Origin of the sequence: Curtobacterium sp. MCPF17_051 (assembly GCF_003234595.1) — a bacterium.
Lineage (GTDB): Bacteria > Actinomycetota > Actinomycetes > Actinomycetales > Microbacteriaceae > Curtobacterium > Curtobacterium flaccumfaciens.
Genome location: NZ_QKSE01000011.1, coordinates 55,918 through 72,987, shown reverse-complemented (window position 1 = coordinate 72,987; position 17,070 = coordinate 55,918). Strand labels below are relative to the sequence as shown.

The 17,070-nt window shown below is 70.9% G+C and carries 13 protein-coding genes; 5 read left to right on the top strand and 8 right to left on the bottom strand.

Going from position 1 to position 17,070, the window contains the following annotated elements:
• Positions 1 to 20: 20 nt before the first annotated feature.
• The 3 genes from rfbB to DEJ35_RS10165 form a co-directional block, all read right to left on the bottom strand.
• A complete protein-coding gene (gene rfbB / locus DEJ35_RS10175; RefSeq protein ID WP_027466479.1) occupies positions 21 to 1,007 on the bottom strand; it encodes a dTDP-glucose 4,6-dehydratase in 987 nt (328 codons plus the stop codon).
• Between the two features lie 142 nt (positions 1,008 to 1,149).
• Positions 1,150 to 4,041 carry a hypothetical protein gene (locus tag DEJ35_RS10170; RefSeq protein ID WP_111123607.1) on the bottom strand — a complete coding sequence of 964 codons (2,892 nt, stop codon included), beginning with the start codon at positions 4,039 to 4,041 and terminating at the stop codon, positions 1,150 to 1,152.
• A gap of 13 nt (positions 4,042 to 4,054) precedes the next feature.
• Complete coding sequence (locus tag DEJ35_RS10165; RefSeq protein ID WP_110861231.1) at positions 4,055 to 4,996, bottom strand: glycosyltransferase family 2 protein; 942 nt, start codon at positions 4,994 to 4,996, stop codon at positions 4,055 to 4,057.
• 131 nt (positions 4,997 to 5,127) lie between these two features.
• Between DEJ35_RS10165 and DEJ35_RS10160 the strand changes: the two genes are divergently transcribed.
• Genes DEJ35_RS10160 through DEJ35_RS10150 form a run of 3 tightly spaced genes read left to right on the top strand, consistent with a single transcriptional unit; the run spans position 5,128 to position 8,487 of the window.
• Positions 5,128 to 5,736 (top strand): dTDP-4-dehydrorhamnose 3,5-epimerase family protein, encoded by a 609-nt coding sequence (locus tag DEJ35_RS10160; protein ID WP_111123608.1) that lies wholly within the window; start codon positions 5,128 to 5,130, stop codon positions 5,734 to 5,736.
• Between the two features lie 22 nt (positions 5,737 to 5,758).
• Entirely contained in the window at positions 5,759 to 6,622 is an 864-nt protein-coding gene (gene rfbA / locus DEJ35_RS10155) for a glucose-1-phosphate thymidylyltransferase RfbA (protein ID WP_110861227.1), read from the top strand.
• 23 nt (positions 6,623 to 6,645) lie between these two features.
• A complete protein-coding gene (locus tag DEJ35_RS10150) occupies positions 6,646 to 8,487 on the top strand; it encodes a glycosyltransferase (RefSeq protein WP_111192669.1) in 1,842 nt (613 codons plus the stop codon).
• 19 nt (positions 8,488 to 8,506) lie between these two features.
• Here DEJ35_RS10150 and DEJ35_RS10145 read toward each other — a convergent pair whose 3' ends face one another.
• From DEJ35_RS10145 to DEJ35_RS10125, 5 genes are all read right to left on the bottom strand, one after another.
• The gene (locus DEJ35_RS10145) at positions 8,507 to 9,361 is read right to left on the bottom strand and encodes a glycosyltransferase family 2 protein (protein ID WP_110861223.1); all 855 of its coding nucleotides are present in this window, start codon (positions 9,359 to 9,361) and stop codon (positions 8,507 to 8,509) included.
• Positions 9,358 to 10,509: a glycosyltransferase family 1 protein gene (locus DEJ35_RS10140; protein ID WP_220036886.1), complete on the bottom strand. Its 1,152-nt coding sequence runs from the start codon at positions 10,507 to 10,509 to the stop codon at positions 9,358 to 9,360. The genes DEJ35_RS10145 and DEJ35_RS10140 overlap by 4 nt, the downstream gene beginning before the upstream one ends.
• A 74-nt stretch (positions 10,510 to 10,583) precedes the next feature.
• A complete protein-coding gene (locus DEJ35_RS10135; RefSeq protein WP_220036885.1) occupies positions 10,584 to 11,603 on the bottom strand; it encodes a glycosyltransferase family 2 protein in 1,020 nt (339 codons plus the stop codon).
• Between the two features lie 14 nt (positions 11,604 to 11,617).
• Entirely contained in the window at positions 11,618 to 12,847 is a 1,230-nt protein-coding gene (locus DEJ35_RS10130; protein WP_110861217.1) for an ABC transporter ATP-binding protein, read from the bottom strand.
• Positions 12,848 to 12,850: 3 nt separating this feature from the next.
• Positions 12,851 to 13,750 (bottom strand): ABC transporter permease, encoded by a 900-nt coding sequence (locus tag DEJ35_RS10125; RefSeq protein ID WP_110861215.1) that lies wholly within the window; start codon positions 13,748 to 13,750, stop codon positions 12,851 to 12,853.
• Positions 13,751 to 14,120: 370 nt separating this feature from the next.
• Between DEJ35_RS10125 and DEJ35_RS10120 the strand changes: the two genes are divergently transcribed.
• Together DEJ35_RS10120 and DEJ35_RS10115 are read left to right on the top strand one after the other, a co-directional pair.
• Positions 14,121 to 14,519: a hypothetical protein gene (locus DEJ35_RS10120; RefSeq protein WP_111192667.1), complete on the top strand. Its 399-nt coding sequence runs from the start codon at positions 14,121 to 14,123 to the stop codon at positions 14,517 to 14,519.
• Positions 14,519 to 17,032 (top strand): hypothetical protein, encoded by a 2,514-nt coding sequence (locus DEJ35_RS10115; protein ID WP_111192666.1) that lies wholly within the window; start codon positions 14,519 to 14,521, stop codon positions 17,030 to 17,032. Before DEJ35_RS10120 ends, DEJ35_RS10115 begins: the two co-directional genes overlap by 1 nt.
• Positions 17,033 to 17,070: the final 38 nt, after the last annotated feature.

Below are 17,070 nucleotides of genomic sequence, written 5' to 3'. Positions count from 1 at the left end.
GCTCCTGGGCCAACGGCGGCTCAGGAGAGGGCGGCGCGTTCCTTGAGCGGCTCCCACCAGCTGCGGTTGTCGCGGTACCACTGCACGACGTCGGCGAGGCCCTGCTCGAACGGCACCTGCGGCTCGTAGCCGAGCTCACTGCTGATCTTCGAGATGTCGACCGAGTAGCGCAGGTCGTGGCCGAGGCGGTCGGCGACGCGGTCGACGTACGACCAGTCCTTGCCGGTCGCGTCCAGGAGCAGCTGCGTGAGCTCCTTGTTGGTCAGCTCGGTGCCGCCGCCGATGTTGTAGATCTCGCCGGCGCGACCGCGGGTCAGGACCATCGCGATGCCGCGGGTGTGGTCGTCGACGTGCAGCCAGTCACGGATGTTGTTGCCCTCGCCGTAGAGCGGGACGTGCAGGTCGTCGATGAGGTTCGTGACGAAGAGCGGGATGACCTTCTCGGGGAAGTGGTACGGCCCGTAGTTGTTCGAGCAGCGGGTGATCGAGAGGTTCAGCCCGTGCGTGCGGTGGTAGCTGCGGGCGAGCAGGTCGCTGCCGGCCTTCGACGCCGAGTACGGCGAGTTCGGCTCGAGCGGGCGCTCTTCGTCCCACGACCCCTCGCTGATGGAGCCGTAGACCTCGTCGGTGGACACGTGGACGAAGCGCTCGGTGCCGTGGCGGAGCGCCGCGTCGAGCAGACGCTGGGTGCCGACGACGTTCGTCTCGACGAAGATGCCGGAGTCGCGGACCGACCGGTCGACGTGGGACTCGGCGGCGAAGTGCACGATCGCGTCGATGCCGGGGATCACCTCGTCGAGCTTCGCGGCGTCGCGGATGTCGCCCTGCACGAACGTGTACCGGGGGGAGTCCGAGACCGGGGCGAGGTTCTCGAGGTTGCCCGAGTAGGTCAGTGCGTCGTAGACGACGACCTCGGCGCCTTCGAGTCCGGGGTACGCGTCCTGCAGGGTGCGTCGGACGAAGTTCGAGCCGATGAAGCCGGCTCCGCCGGTGACGAGGATCTTCACGAGGTCTGGTTCCTTTTCGGAGTCGGTGTGGTTCTGGGATCGGTGTTCTCCGGTCGACGGTGGCCGTCCGGTGGTGCGTCGGTCGTCGGCGTGTCGTTCAGGACCGCCGGTCGACCGTGGATCGGTTGACGATACCAGCCGGTCACAGCCGTGCCGCGTCGTCGCCCGGCCTGCGGCGGCGCCGGACGAGCAGGGTGACGACGGTGCAGGTGAGGACGGCGAGGACGACGCTGCCGCCGGTCAGCAGGTACCCGGTCCGGGCGCCCGGCACCGTGTACCGCAGCTCCACCGTGTGCTCGCCGGCGGGGACCCACACGGCGGCGCCGGCGTCGTCGGCCGCGACGAGGTCGGTCGGTTCGCCGTCGACGGTCGCCGTCCAGCCGGCGCGCTGGAGCGAGTCGGCGACGACCACCCAGCCGCTCCCGGTGGCGTCGACCTCGGCGACCGTGCTGTTCACGTCGCTGCCCCGCAGGGTGATCTCGGCGCTCGAGTCCGGGTCGGCCGTGTGTTCGGACGGAGCGCTCAGGACGACGGTCGAGTCCGGCAGCGACTGGTCGGCGAGTGCCCGGACGCGCGCCGGTCCGGTGCGCTCCACCACCTGGTCGGACGCCCAGCGCACGCGGTCCAGGGCGGCACCGCGCTCGTAGATCGTCGCATCGCCGGTGTGCACCACCCGGACGCCGTCACCGGAGACCGGACGGATGATGCTCATCACGGCGTCGCCGGCGTCGTCGGTGCCGATCGGCACGAGCTTGTCCTGCCCGGTCACGGTGATGCGGACGTGCCACGAGGTCGATCTCGGGATGGTGGAGCCCTGGAGCGCCACGTTCCGCGGGCCGCCGAGGCCCGGCACGCGGGTCGACGTCGACGTGATCGTCTTGCCGGAGTCGTCCGCGACGATCGCCACGTCGAGGGTCATGCCCCCGGGCGTCAGGGTGGGGGCCGGTGGACCGGTGAAGGTGATGCCGTTCACCGGGCCGGTGTTGCTGGCCGAGTCCACCGAGGGGTTGTCCGCGGTCAGGTCCGACCACTTCGTCTGCGCCGCACCCGCCTCGGCGGTGCCGGCGAGCGGCGCCGACGGATCGGCGACGAGGTACTTCGTGCTGAGCCGGTCGAGGATCCCCGACCGGGCGAGCGACGGCATGAGGTTCGGTTCGAACGTCAGGTACGTGGCCGTCGGGTACGTGTCCGGGTCGACCGCCCGCATGAGGTCCTTCCACTCGCCCGTCTGGAACGCGTGTCCGGTGGTCTCGCGGATCCGGTAGTAGGAGGACGACCCCGGGAGCATGGCGCTGCCGGTGGCGGCGTAGCGGTCCTGCGCGGAGACGTGTTCCTGCAGGTAGTCGATGGCGGGGGTGGTCGGGTAGAACGTCGAGGTGGGCGCGATCGGCCACCAGGGCTTCGTGGCCGTCACGGCGGGGACGACGACGAGCGCGACGACCCCGACCGCCGCGACGGTCGCCAGCACCCGCGACCGGAACACCCAGACGAGCACGACGAGCACGACGGTGACCGCGCCGAGGATGCCGACCGTGAGGATCTCGAGCTTGGTGCGGTGCACGTACTCTTCGGCGATCGGCGGGATCGCGAGCAGGGTCTGCATCCCCACCCCGACGGCGGTGAACAACACGACGGCGACCGCGGCGATCCGACCGGTGCGCCGGAGGGGCCCGGCGGCGCGGAAGCGTGCCAGCTCGTCACGGAGGTTCTCCGGCTGCACGAGGCGGCCGAAGCCCACCCCGGCCATGGCGGCGGCGAGGAACATCACGACGACGCGGGCGCGACCGATCGGGTTCGTGTCGAACACCGGCAGCTCGCGGACGGCGGACAGGACGGGGCCGCCGAGGTAGACGATGACCACCGCGAGCGCCAGCATCGAGGCGACGATCGCGACGACGCCGCGGGTGCGACGTCGGACCAGGTCGTGCCGTGCGCGGACGGCCGGTGTGGCGTCGTCGGGCAGGGACGCGACGGTGTGCGTCGCCGGGCGGATGAGGACCGCCGCGGCGACGAGCACCACGGCCGCGATCCCCAGGTAGGAGTACTCCTCCACCGGGTTGCGGATGCCCCAGGCCGGGCCGGTGCTCTGCACGAACGAGATGTCCGGTACCCACGCGCTGACGAGCGGCGGGGTGCCGAGACCGTTCGGGCCGCTCTGCCCACGGCCGCTGAAGTCGACCAGGCTCGTGGCGTTGATGGCGAAGGGGACGAGCTGCCACGCGGAGAGCAGCAGGCCGAACAGGATGCCGCCCACCGCGATCGCCCCGCTCACGAGCACGGGGACCCACCGTCGGTGCGCGACGATCGTGCGGACGAGGAAGTACAGCCCACCGATGAAGAGGGCGTAGCCGACGATGGCCGGGAACCCGCCGAGCAGCATCGACGCGAGCGGCACGCCCACGGCGATGACGTCACGCGCGCGGAGCTCCACCGCGGCGCGGTCGATCGCCCAGAAGAGCAGGGGGATGCAGGCCGCGACCCGTGTCTGCGGCCAGTTCGACCACGCGACCATGAACCCGGACGACGAGTAGACGAGGGCGGCGATCGCCCAGCCCGCGCGGGGGACACCCCAGCGGCGCAGCAGCAGGGACATGCCGACCGTGACGACGACGATCTCGAGGAGCTTCACCCAGCCCGGGGCGGCGGCCAGGGGGAGGATCCACCAGGGCAGGGCGAGCGGGGACCACGCGCCCGAGTCGGGCACGCCGCCGAGTTCCGCGCCACCGGCGACGTAGGGGTTCCACGCGCCGAAGACGCCCTCGTGGGCGAGGCGGGTCAGGAGCGAGTTCTGCGGCGCGACGGTGTCGATCGTGTCGCTGTTCAGGATGTTGGTCGACGCCGTCGTCGACTGGAACGTCTCACCCCACGGGGTGTACCGCCCGAGCAGGCCGGTGTTCAGGAAGGTGCCGTGTCCGATCAGTGCCGGTCCGATGGTCCAGACCACGAACGCTGCGAGCGCAGCCCAGGCCGCGATCTCCACCCAGCTGCCGGGTCGACGGACCCAGAGCGCGAAGCGTGTCCGCCGGTCGAGCAAGGACGTTCCGCGCTCAGTCCCCATACCGCTGCAGCTTCTGCAGGTCGAGCTGTTCCTCGGCCAGGGTCCGGTTCAGGCGGGTCAGGTCCGCCACGACGCCGATCACGATGCTCAGCACCGCCGTGATCAACAGGACGACGCCGAGGATGATCGACTGCAGGTGGTTGCCGCCGGTGTGCATCGCGAGCAGCACCAGGTACCGGACGAGCGGCCAGGCCCCGAGCGCCCCGAGGATCGCCGCCACCCAGAGGAACAGCGCCATCGGCCGGTACATCAGGTAGACGCGGGCGATCGCCGAACCCGACTGGAACATGTGCTGCCAGATGTTCTTGAACAGCCGCGACTCGCGGGTCTTCGGGTTCGTGGTGATCGGCACCGAGGCGATGGCCAGACGCTTGTAGCCGGCCTGCACGATGGTCTCCATGCAGTAGCTGAAGCGCGTGACGATGTTCAGGCGGATGAGCGAGTACTTCGAGTACGCGCGGAACCCGCTCGCGGCGTCGGGCAGGTCGAGCCCGGCGGCGCGGCTGGCGACCCACGAGCCGAAGCGCTGCATGAGCTTCTTGAAGCCGGAGAAGTGCTCGATGGTGCGCGTCTGCCGGTCGCCGATGACGATCTCGGCCTCTTTCCGGAGGATCGGCTGCACCAGTTCGGCGATCTGCGCCTGCGGGTACTGGTTGTCACCGTCGGTGTTGACGACGATGTCCGCGCCGTGGAGCAGCGCGTAATCGACGCCGTCCCGGAAGGAGCGGGCGAGCCCCATGTTCGTGGTGTGGTGCACGAAGTGCTTGACACCGTGCTCCTTGGCGACCTCGACGGTGCGGTCGGTGCTGCCGTCGTTGATCACCAGGATCTCGATCTCATCGATGCCGTCGATCTCCCGCGGGATGGAGTCGATGACGCTGGCGAGGGTGTTCTCCTCGTTGAGGCAGGGGATCTGGATGAAGAGCTTCACGGGTTCGCAGTGTCTCGTTTCATGGGGTCCGGCAGGTGCGCGAGGCCATGACAGCCTATGCGAACCCGCGGACCGCCGCAGGAACGGCCTGCCGACGGGTCCAGGGGCGGGCGGCTTGGTAGGGTGCAGCCGTGCAGATCCGCGAACTGAAGATCCCCGGCGCGTGGGAGTTCACGCCCGTCCAGCACGGCGACGCACGAGGAGCATTCCTCGAGGCGTACCGCGCCGACGTCCTCGAAGAGACGGTCGGTCACCCGCTGGACCTCCGACAGGTGAACATGTCGATCTCCGCGGCCGGTGTGGCCCGAGGCATCCACTACGCCCTCGTCGCGCCGAGCCAGGCCAAGTACGTGACCGCGGTGCGCGGCGCCTTCATCGACTACATCGTCGACATCCGGGTCGGCTCGCCGACGTTCGGGCAGTGGGACTCCGTGCGCATCGACGACGTCGACCGTCGGGCCGTCTACCTGTCCGAGGGCCTCGGGCACGCCATCGTCGCGCTCGAGGACCAGTCCACGGTGAACTACCTCGTCAGCGCCCACTACGCCCCGGAGCGCGAGAAGGGGATCACCATCCTCGACCCGACGGTCGGCCTCGAGCTGCCCGACGGACTCGGCGAGCCGGTCCTGTCCGAGAAGGACACCAGCGCGCCGACGCTCGAGGAAGCCGCCGCCGCGGGTCTGCTGCCCACCTACGAGGAGTGCGTGGCGTACACCGAGTCGCTCCGCACGACCAAGTAACGAACGAAGGAAGCACACCGCGATGAAGGGCATCATCCTGGCCGGGGGTTCCGGCACCCGTCTCTGGCCGATCACCAAGGGCATCAGCAAGCAGCTCATGCCGATCTACGACAAGCCGATGGTCTACTACCCGCTGTCGACCCTCATGATGGCCGGCATCCGCGAGGTCCTCGTCATCACGACGCCGGAGTACAACGACCAGTTCCGTGCCCTGCTCGGCGACGGTTCGTCCCTCGGCATGGACATCCAGTACGCGGTCCAGCCGAGCCCGGACGGCCTCGCGCAGGCGTTCGTCATCGGCGAGGAGTTCATCGGCGACGACAGCGTCGCGCTGGTCCTCGGCGACAACATCTTCCACGGCACGGGCCTCGGCACGAACCTGCGGAAGAACACCGAGGTCGACGGCGCCACCATCTTCGCCTACCACGTGGCCGACCCGAAGGCGTACGGCGTCGTGGAGTTCGACGACGACTTCACCGCCGTCTCCATCGAGGAGAAGCCGGCGGAGCCGAAGTCGAACTACGCCGTCCCCGGCCTGTACTTCTACGACAACAAGGTCATCGAGATCGCGAAGACGATCGAGCCGAGCGCCCGCGGGGAGCTCGAGATCTCGACCGTCAACGAGCGCTACCTCGAGGCGGGCGAGCTCGGCGTCCAGGTCCTCGACCGCGGGACGGCCTGGCTCGACACCGGCACGTTCGAGTCGATGATGCAGGCGTCCGAGTACGTCAAGGTCATCGAGGACCGTCAGGGCTTCAAGATCGGCTGCATCGAGGAGATCGCCTGGCGCAACGGCTGGATCGACGACGCGCAGCTCGCCGACCTGGCCGCACCGCTCGTCAAGGGCGGCTACGGCGTCTACCTGCAGCGACTGCTCGCCGTCTGACGTCGCCCCCGGCCGGTCCTCGCATGGCACTCTTCCGTCGCCGCCGACCGGATGCGGCGGTCTCCGGTTCGGAGGCCCGTCGCCCGTCGGTGACGCCGGACCACCCCGAACGGGTGGTCGGCTGGGACGGTGCCCTGCCGGCACTCGACCGGTCGGTGACGGTGCTGCTGGTGAGCCGGTCCGACCGGTACGACGCGCTGCCGTCGATGGTCACCGCGGCCCGGATGGCGTTCGGCCCCTCGGCGGACACCCGCGCGGTCGGCTACGTCGCCGATGCGTCGCCGGTCGGCAAGCAGGCGCGGGGGATCCCCTGGGTCCGCTCGGACCCGGTCGACGGCATCGGCTCGGCGATCAACGCCGGGGTCGCCGACGGGGTCGGGCGGGTGCTCCTGGTGGTCGACTCGACGGTCTGGGTGACCGACCAGGACCTGCAGGTCCTGGCGGAGGCCGGCGGCGGCGGCGTGGCCCAGGCCCGCATCCGGATGCCCGACGGTTCGCAGCGGGACGGCGTGCGGCTGGTGCGCCCGGGAGCGCTTCCCTGGTCCGACGACGGGTCGACGAGCCCGGTCCGCAGCCAGGCGGACGACCGCGAGGGCTTCCCGCTCGCTGTGGTGCCGGTCTTCGCAGCGGACCAGCCGGCCGTCTCGATGCCGGGCGCTTCCCTGGTGGCGGCACCGTGCCTCCCGGACGAGCGGATGACCCTGACCAGCTGGACCCGCGCGGTCGCGGACCGCGACGGCGGACCCGTGCGCGCGGTGTGGTCGCTGGACCGCTCGGCGGAGGCCGGACGGACGGTCGACGCGTCGACGGTGGATGCATTCTCGGTCTGGCGCGACCGGGCGCCGGACGGCGACGGAGCGGTCGCAGCCGGACCCCCGCTGCCCCCGTGGGGTGCGCGACCCGTCACACCGGCTCTCCGATCGCGATCCGACGACGACCGGTTGTCCTGGTCCGTCAAGATCGCCGCCCCGGCCGGCCCCGAGGGCGACGGATGGGGCGACGTGCACTTCGCCACCGAGCTCGCGAGCGCTCTCGAGGGCCTCGGCCAGCAGGTCCGCGTCGACCGGCGTGACGCGCACGTCCGGGACGACGACGCCGCAGACGACGTCACGCTCGTCATCCGCGGGCTGGACCGTGTGCCGCCGAACCCCGCGTCGGTGAACCTGCTCTGGGTGATCAGCCACCCCGACGACGTCTCGGACACCGAGCTCCGGTCGTTCGACGCGGCGTTCGCGGCGGGTCCGGTGTGGGCTGCGGAAGCCGCCGCACGTGCCGGCGTGCCGGTCCGGACACTGCTGCAGGCGACCGACCCGGCGGTGTTCCACCCGGCCGCCCGGTCGGAGTCCGGCGCGGACGCGGGGCACGTCGTCTTCGTCGGGTCGACCCGTGGCGCGGCCCGGCCGGTGGTCGCCGACGCGGTCGCACTCGGCACCGACCTGCGTGTGCACGGCCCGGGGTGGGACGGCGTCGTGCCCTCTGCGATGCTCGGGGCCGTCGCACTCTCACGGGCCGAGGTCGCGACGGCGTACGCGTCCGCCCGCGTGGTCCTCAACGACCACTGGCCGGACATGGCGGCGGGCGGTTTCGTGTCGAACCGGGTGTTCGACGTGCTGGCGTCGGGTGGGGTCGTCGTCACGGACGAGGTCGCCGGCCTCGGGGACGTGCTCGACGTCCCGACGCTCGCCGTCTCCCGTTCGCGGGACGACGTGGCCGCCCTGCTCGACCCGGCGCACGCGTGGCCGGCGGCCGCCGAACGTGCTGCGGTCGCCGATCGGATCGCGGCGGAGCACTCCTTCGACGCCCGGGCCACGGTGCTGCTCGCAGCCGCACGCGCCGCACGCAGGCGTCTGCGCCCCGGCTCCTGACGCCCGCCGCCGGCTCGCGCTACTTGCGCGTGACCCAGCGGGCTCGGAGCGACAGACCGGCGTGCAGCACCACACGGAGGGGCAACAGCCACCACGCCCGGTACTTCCGCGACAGGAACCGGTACGCGCTGCGGTGGTGCTCGATCTCCATCCGGCGACGGTTCGACGACGTCGAGTGCGCCCCGGTGTGGGTGACCACGGCGGTCGGCACGTACACGTTCGCGCGACCGGAGCGACCCACGCGCTGGCCCAGATCGACGTCCTCGAAGTACATGAAGTACGACTCGTCGAACCCGTCGAGCTGCCGGAACAGGTCGGTGCGGATGAGGAAGCACGCGCCGGAGAGCCACCCGGCCTCACGCTCGACGACCTGCGTCGTGGACCAGTACCGCTGGCTCCAGGGGTTGGCGGGCCAGAACCGCGAGAACGCCGCGTGGCCGAGTCCGGTCCGGAGCGACGGCAGTTGGCGCGCGGACGGGTACGTCTCGCCCTGCTCGTCGAGGATCCGTGGCCCGAACGACCCGCCCGTCGGCAGCCGGTCGGCGGCGCGCACGAGTTCGTCGATCGATCCCGGTGCGAGGACGACGTCGGGGTTCGTGACGAGCAGGAACTCGGGGCGGACGTCGGGCAGGACGTCGTCGAGGGCGCTCAGCGCGGCGTCGATGCCCCCGCCGTAGCCGCGGTTGCCCCCGGAGGACACCACGACGGCACCGTAGGACTCGCCGATCGCCCGCAGTGCGTCGAGGTCGGCCGACCCGTTGTCCGCGATCACGACGGCGACCGGCTCGGACGACGCAGCGGCGACGCTCGCCAAGAACGGCCGGATGGTCTCACCGGTGTTGTAGGTGACCGTCAGCACCGCGACCCGGATCACCGTGCACCCCCGGCGACGGCGGAGTACGCGTCGACGTGCACGGCCGCGGTGGCCTGCCAGGTGAACACGTCGGCACGCGCCAGCGCCGCCGCCCGGTGCGACGCCACGAGGGCGGGATCGTCGAGCAGCGCGGCCATCGCCTCGGCCAGTGCGGGAGCGGACGGCTCGGTGTACACGGCTGCGTCCCCGCCGACCTCGGGCAGCGACAACCGCCGGGTGGTCAGGACGCAGGCGCCTGAGGCCATCGCCTCGACGACCGGCAGGCCGAAGCCCTCGCCGAGCGACGGGTAGACGACGAACTCCGCGCCGCCGAGGTAGCCGGACAGGTCCTCGAGGGGCAGGTAGCCGGCCTCGATGACGCGGTCGTCCGGCTGCAGGGCGTCGAGCCGTGCGATCGCGGACTCGTCCCACCCGCGTGCCCCGGAGAGCACGAGCCACGGGGTGTCCGAACCGGCGGTCGCTCGCGACGCCCGCACGGTGGCGTAGGCGTCCAACAACGCCGTGACGTTCTTGCGGGGCTCGATGGTGCCGAGGAACGCGATCCAGGGTGCACCCTCGGGCAGCGTCGCCGCGATCCGCGCGTCCTCGACCTCGGCGATCGACGGCTCGTGGAACACGGCACGGTCGACGCCGAGCGGTGCGACCCGGACGTCCGCGCGGATCCCGCGGACGACCCGCGCGGCCTCGGTCGCGGTGGCCGCACTCGGCACGATGACGACCGGGCGGGTGCGCAGCGAGCGACGGCTCCACCAGGTGAAGAACGTGCGCTTCAAGCGGGAGTGCCACTCCGGGTTCGAGAAGAACGTGGCGTCGTGCAGGGTGACGACGGATCCGCCGCGCCAGCCGAACGGGAACGTGTAGTGCGGGGAGTGCAGCACCTGCGCGCCGATCCTGCGGCCGAGTGCCGGCAGGCCGGTCTGCTCCCAGAGGAACCGCAGCGGCACGGAGTCGGTCCACGCCGGCGCGGTGTGCACGGTGGCGTGCGGCGCGACGGCGCGGAAGTGCTCGGCGTGCACGGGTCGGACGACCAGGTGGACGTCGAGCGCCGGATCGGTCAGGTGTGACACAACGCCGTCGACGTACCGGCCCACACCGCCGAGTTCGCGCGGTACCGCGGTCCCGTCGACGAGGACGGTGAGCTGCGGCACGCGTGGGTCCTTCCGAACGGGGGCGCCACGGTCGGGTCCGTCGGCGGGGGAGTGACCAGGATATCCCTCCGCGCTCATGCGCCCGGGCCCACGCCGCGACGAGGGACGGATGCGCGCCGCGACTCGCGGAGCCGGCGCGCGAGGTGCGACGGGAGCGCCCCGACGACGTCCGCGAACGCTGCCAGGACGAGCCGGGCCTCCCGACGGGTGGACGCGGTGAGCAGTCCGCGCAGACCGCGGAAGAGGGTCCGGGCGCTCGCCCGCAGGACGGTCGGCCACGGTGCGTGCCAGAGCGCGACGACCATCCGGTTCCGGGCGTTGCGGAAGAGGAACAGGTCGCTCTGCACCCCGGACGACGCCGAGTGGTCGTGTTCCACGACCGCGCCGGCGGCGTGCTCGACGCGCCATCCACGTCGGCGGAGCCGCCAGGCGAGCTCGGTGTCCTCGTAGTACATGAACAGGGACTCGTCGAGCAGGCCGACGTCGTCCAGCGCGCTCCGCCGCAGGGCCGACGCGCCGCCGGAGAAGCCGAAGACGTCGACGTCGGCGACGCGGTCGACGGGCGCGAACCAGTCCCGGTCCATGCCGTTGCCGTCGCGGTCGACGCGGACGCCGGTGGAGTTCAGGCGGACCTCGCCGTCCGCCGACGGCGTCCAGGGACGGCCGTCGTGGTCGCGCAGCACGCGCGCGTCGGGGGCGGGTTCCGCACCGGCCGGGAGGCCCATCCAGCGTCCGGCGAGCACGATGCGGCCCGTCACCGCCGCGACCTCCGGCCCCGCCTGCGCCAGGTGGTCGCGGAGCGCCGCGACGAAGCCGGGCGCGGGGACCGCGTCGTTGTTCAGGAGCACGACGACGTCGGCGTCGGTGTGCCGGATCCCGGTGTTCGCGCCGGCGGCGAAACCGCCGTTGTCGTCCCGCGCGATCACGACGGCGTCCGGCAGGTCGCGGCGGAGCACGGCGACGGAGTCGTCGGATGATCCGTTGTCGACGACGATCACGTCGTCGGCGGTGCCCTCGGCGAGCACGGCGCGGACGGCTGCGGTGGTCAGGTCGGCGCGGTTCCAGTTGACGACGACGACCGCGGTGCTGGTCACGCCGTCGGGGATCGTCAGGCCAGCTCCTCGATGGAGGGCTTCGCGTACACGCTGCCGACGGCGTCGCCGAACGACGGCACCTCGAACGAGTCGCACTCGGGCAGGTCGTGCAGGTGCCGACCCGCGGAGTCCATCATCGACACGTTGATGAAGTACTTGCCGGTGCCGAAGTTCGTGTCCGCGATCCGGAGGCGGAGCTTCTTGCGGCCGTGCAGCGGGTCGAGGTGGATGCCCATGATGCCGGTGGTGGTGCCGTACACCACCTGTCCGGCCGTGTTGTTGATCTGGACCGCGGCCTCCCAGTCCTCGACGCCGTCCAGGTGCTCGAACTCCATGTCGACCAGCAGGTCGTCGCCCGGCGTGACGCCGTCGCGCTGGCCCTTGCCGTCGGCGTGCACCGAGGCCGCGATGACCGTGCCGCGGCCGACCGCCACGTCGGCGCTGAGCTCACCGGCCCGGCGCTCCTCGAGGACGTCGCGGAACAGGCTGACCGCACCGATCGGGTCCCCGTCGTGCAGGACCTTGCCCTTGTTCAGGAGCACGACCCGGTCGCACATCTCCTGCACCTGGCTGAGGGAGTGCGTGACGATGATGATCGTCTTGCCCTGCTCCTGGAACGAGCGGATGCGGTCGAGGCACTTGCGCTGGAACGCCTCGTCACCGACGGCCAGCACCTCGTCGACCAGCAGGACGTCGGGGTCGGTGTGCACGGCGACCGCGAAGGCGAGCCGCACGTACATGCCGGATGAGTAGAACTTCACCTGGGTGTCGATGAAGTCGCCGATCCCCGAGAACGCGAGGATGTCGTCGAAGCGTTCCTCGGTCTCCTTCCGGGTCAGGCCGAGCAGGCTCGCGTTGAGGAACACGTTCTCGCGGCCGGACAGGTCCGGGTGGAACCCGGCGCCCAGCTCGAGCAGCGCTGCCAGACGACCGCGGCGCGCGACCGTGCCGGACGTCGGCTGGATGATCCCGCCGATGGCCTTCAGCAGGGTCGACTTGCCGGAACCGTTCTGCCCGATGAGCCCGACGGTGGTGCCGGCCTGGATCGAGACGGTGACGTCGTCGAGCGCCCAGAAGTCCTGCCGGTGCTTCCGGCCGGCACGGCCCAGGGTGACGATCCGCTCGCGGATGGTGTTGTCCTTGCGGACGACGAACCGCTTGCGGACGTGGTCGATGACGATGACGTCCGGGCGGTCGGTGTCGGCGCCGGAGGTCGCCGGGGCGACGGGGGTGCTGATGGCCATGGTCTAGAGCTCCTGCGCGAAGTTGCCCTGCAGCCGGGAGAACACCCGCTGCGCCCCGAGCAGGCAGAAGAGCCCGATCACGAGGGCGATGCCGAGGCGCATCATGAGGTGCGGGGGGTAGTCGACCGGCGTCGGGTGCAGCCAGATCGCGTTCTGGAGTCCGAGCACCGACAGGGTGAGCGGGTTGTTCGTGTAGACCGCCAACAGCCACTGCACCTTCAGCTCGGCGACGACCATCGAGTACGAGTAGACGATCGGCGACGCCCAGAGCAGCACCATGAGGCCGACGTCGATCACGAACTGCACGTCGCGCAGGTACACGTTGAGCGCGGACAGCACGAGCCCGATGGCCGCGCCGTAGACCAGGATCACCAGGAGCGACGGGATGAGGTAGATCAACCCCTCGTGCCAGGGGAAGACCCCGAGCACGACGGTCGCGGCGATGAGGATCGCGAACTGGATCAGGAAGTTGACCAGGGCGGCCCCCACGCTGGCGAGGGGGAAGACCTCGCGCGGCACGTAGACCTTCTTGATCAGTCCACTGTTGCCGACGATCGAACCGGTGGAGCCGGCGACGATCTCGCTGAAGAGCGTGTAGGCGGTCAGGCCGGTGAACACGTAGATCGCGAAGTTGTCGATCGCCCGTGACGAGCCGAGGATCTTGCCCATCACGAAGTAGTAGATCATCAGCTGGGTCAGCGGACGCACCAGCGTCCACACGAACCCGAGGGCCGAGTCCTTGTACCGCGCCTTCAGGTCGCGGCGGATGAGCATCCCGAGCATCTCGCGCTGACGGAAGACGTCGCGCAGTTCTCTCCAGGTGCCTTTGAAGGCGCTCGTCGGAGCGCCGATCACGACGAGGGGCTCCTTGGCGAGCGCCGTCATGCGGGCTTGGTCGACCATACGTCTCTTCGTTCGTGGGGGCAGGACCGGAACAGCATACTCATTGCACAGCGGGGGAACGCCGCGCGTCCCGTGCGCGGAACCCCTCGCGACTCCGCCCCCGTGCGGGGGCCAAAGTGCGCGAGAACAACTCTCAACCTTCACTTTGGGGTTACCGTTGACGCAACCCGGACCCTTGTCAACAACCACAGGACGGCCCGTCAGCATGCAGCTTGCTCCACGGTCGATCGCTGCGCTCGCGGTGGTCGGTGCTCTCAGTCTCTTCGCGGCGGGGTGTTCCTCCGGCGACGGCCCCCGACCCACGCCCAGCGCGTCGCGGACGCCCAGCGCGACCCCGACGACGTCGCCGAGTGCGACCCCCTCGACGCCCGTGTCGACCCAGCCGACCGCGGAGCCGTCCGACGACGACTTCCCGACGGCGTTCCCGGGCAGCGGCGAGACCCCGCAGCCCGACGTCGACCCCGGTGACTTCCCGGCGACGGCGGTCGTCACGTTCTCCGGTTGGGATGCCGGCAGCAAGACGCTCCAGGCGGGCGGCCTGGTGTCCGGCACGACCGACGCCTCGGGGACCTGCACCTTCCAGGCGAAGAAGGGCGGCGTCACCCGCAGCGCGACGAGCACGGCCCAGGCCAGCGCCTCGTCCGTGAACTGCGCGCAGGCGTCGTTCCCCGCGAGCCAGGTGTCGACCGGCACGTGGTCCATCACCCTGCAGTACTCGGTCGGGTCGAAGTCGACCACGTCCGAGCCGATGACGGCGGAGGTGCCGTGATGCGTTCCATCCTCGACCGTGGCGGTCGCCGTCGACCCCTGCGTGCGGTGCTCGGCATGACCGCTGCCCTGGCGATCGCGGTGAGCGGCCTGACCATCGGCGCGATCGTGTCCGAACAGACGACGACCGAACCGGCCTCGGCCGCGGTCGCCGCCAACTTCGACCCGGGCAACATCATCAGCGACGCCAACTTCTACGACGGCGGCGCGATGAGCGGATCGGCCGTCCAGTCGTTCCTCAACAGCGTCGCCCCGAACTGCAAGCGCGCCTCCGGCGGCCCGGCCTGCCTGAAGGACTTCACGCAGAACATGAGCGCCATCGGGGTCGTCCCGAACCGGTGCTCGGCGATCCCCGGCGGCAACAAGTCCGCCGCCACGGTCATCGCCCAGGTGGGTGCCGCGTGCGGGATCAGCCAGAAGGTGCTGCTGGTCCTGCTGCAGAAGGAGCAGGGCATCGTCGCGACGAACTCGCCGACGAGCTACATGTACCTGCACGCCACCGGCTTCGCCTGCCCGGACACCGCACCGTGCGACCCGGCGTACTACGGCTTCGGCCAGCAGGTCTACGCCGCGGCACTGCAGTTCAAGCGCTACCAGGCGTCGCCGACGTCGTGGGCGTACCAGGCGGGCCGCAACAACTCGATCCTCTACAACCCGAACGCGGCGTGCGGGCGCAAGACGGTCTACATCAAGAACCAGGCGACGGCGGGCCTGTACATCTACACCCCGTACACGCCGAACACGGCGGCGATGTCGAACCTCTACGGCACCGGCGACTCCTGCTCGGCCTACGGCAACCGCAACTTCTGGCGGATGTACACCGACTGGTTCGGATCGCCCACCGGCGGGTCCTCGCCGATCGGGCACGTCGACTCGCAGTCCGGCGGCGTGGGCGGCACCATCACCGTGCGCGGCTGGACGGCCGACCCGGACACCACCGCCGCGATCAAGGCGCAGTTCTACGTCGACGGCGTCGGCAAGGCCTCGGTGATGGCGAACGCCAACCGCACCGACCTGGCCTCGCGCCTCGGCTCGGGCAACACCGCACACGGCTTCCAGACGACGCTCACGGGCATCACGCCGGGCAAGCACACCGTGTGCGTCTTCGGCATCAACGTCGGCGCGGGCGCGAACACGCTGCTCAACTGCGGTGACGTCACCGTGCCGGCCGCGGCCCCGGTGGGCAGCCTCGAGACCGTCACCGGCGGCACCGGCACGATCGCGGTGAGCGGGTGGGCGCTCGACCGGGACTCGTCCGCCGCGACCGCCTACAAGGTGCAGGTCGACGGTGTCGGCGCGATCTCGGCGACCGCCGACGTCCAGCGGACCGACATCGCCGCGAAGTACCCGGGTGCCAGCAGCACGGTCGGTTTCTCCAGGACGATCCAGAACGTCGCGGCGGGATCGCGGACGGTGTCGCTCTGGACACAGGACAAGCCGGGTGCGACCTGGGTGCGCGTGGCGCAGAAGGCCGTCACCGTCACGGCGTCGACCGGGACCTCCGGCGCCGTGAAGGGCTCGTTCGAGTCGGCCACCGGCGGCATCGGTTCGGTCGCGCTGAAGGGCTGGGCGATCGACCCGGACACGTACGCGTCGGTGCGGTACAAGGTCCACGTCGACGGTGTCGGAGCGGCGGCCGGCAGTGCGAGCGCTGCGCGCAGCGACGTCGCGAAGTCCTACCCCAAGTGGGGATCGTCGCACGGCCTGGCGACCACGCTCACCGGCCTCACGCCCGGCAAGCACACGGTCACCCTCTGGTGGCAGGACCTGCCGAGCGGCACCTACGTCAGCGCCGGGACGAAGACCGTCACGGTCGCGGCCCCGCCGTCGACCGGCACCACCGGCAAGACCGGTGCCGTCACCGGCTCGTTCGAGCAGGCCACCGCCGGTCCGAACACCGTGGCCCTGAAGGGCTGGGCGATCGACCCGGACCGCTACGACCCGGTCAGGTACAAGATCCACCTCGACGGCGTCGGCGCCGCCGCGGGCAGCGCGAACGCGGTCCGCGCGGACATCGCCGCCGCCAAGCCCGGGTGGGGTGACGACGTCGGGCTCGCGGTCACCCTCACGGGCGTCAAGGCGGGCACCCACACGGTGACGGTCTGGTACCAGGACCTGCCCGGTGGGAACTACGTCAGCTTCGGCACGAAGTCGGTGACCGTGAAGGACGCCGTCCCCGCACCCACCGGCAAGACCGGAGCCGTGTACGGCGCCTACGACGCCGCGACCGGCGGCCGGGGGACCGTCGCCGTCAGGGGCTGGGCGATCGACCCGGACACGTTCGCCCCGGTGAAGTACAAGATCCACCTCGACGGTGTCGGCGCGGCCTCCGGCAGTGCGAACGCGGTCCGGACCGACGTGGAGCGGGCACACCCGGGATGGGGTTCCGACGTCGGTCTGGCGACGACGCTCAGCGGCGTCAAGCCGGGCAAGCACACCGTGCGCATCTGGTACCAGGAGCTGCCGGGCGGGGCCTACAAGGACTTCGGCACCAAGACGGTGACGGTCTCGTAGCGGGTCCGGGACGACGGAACGGGAGGCGCGGTGCCAGC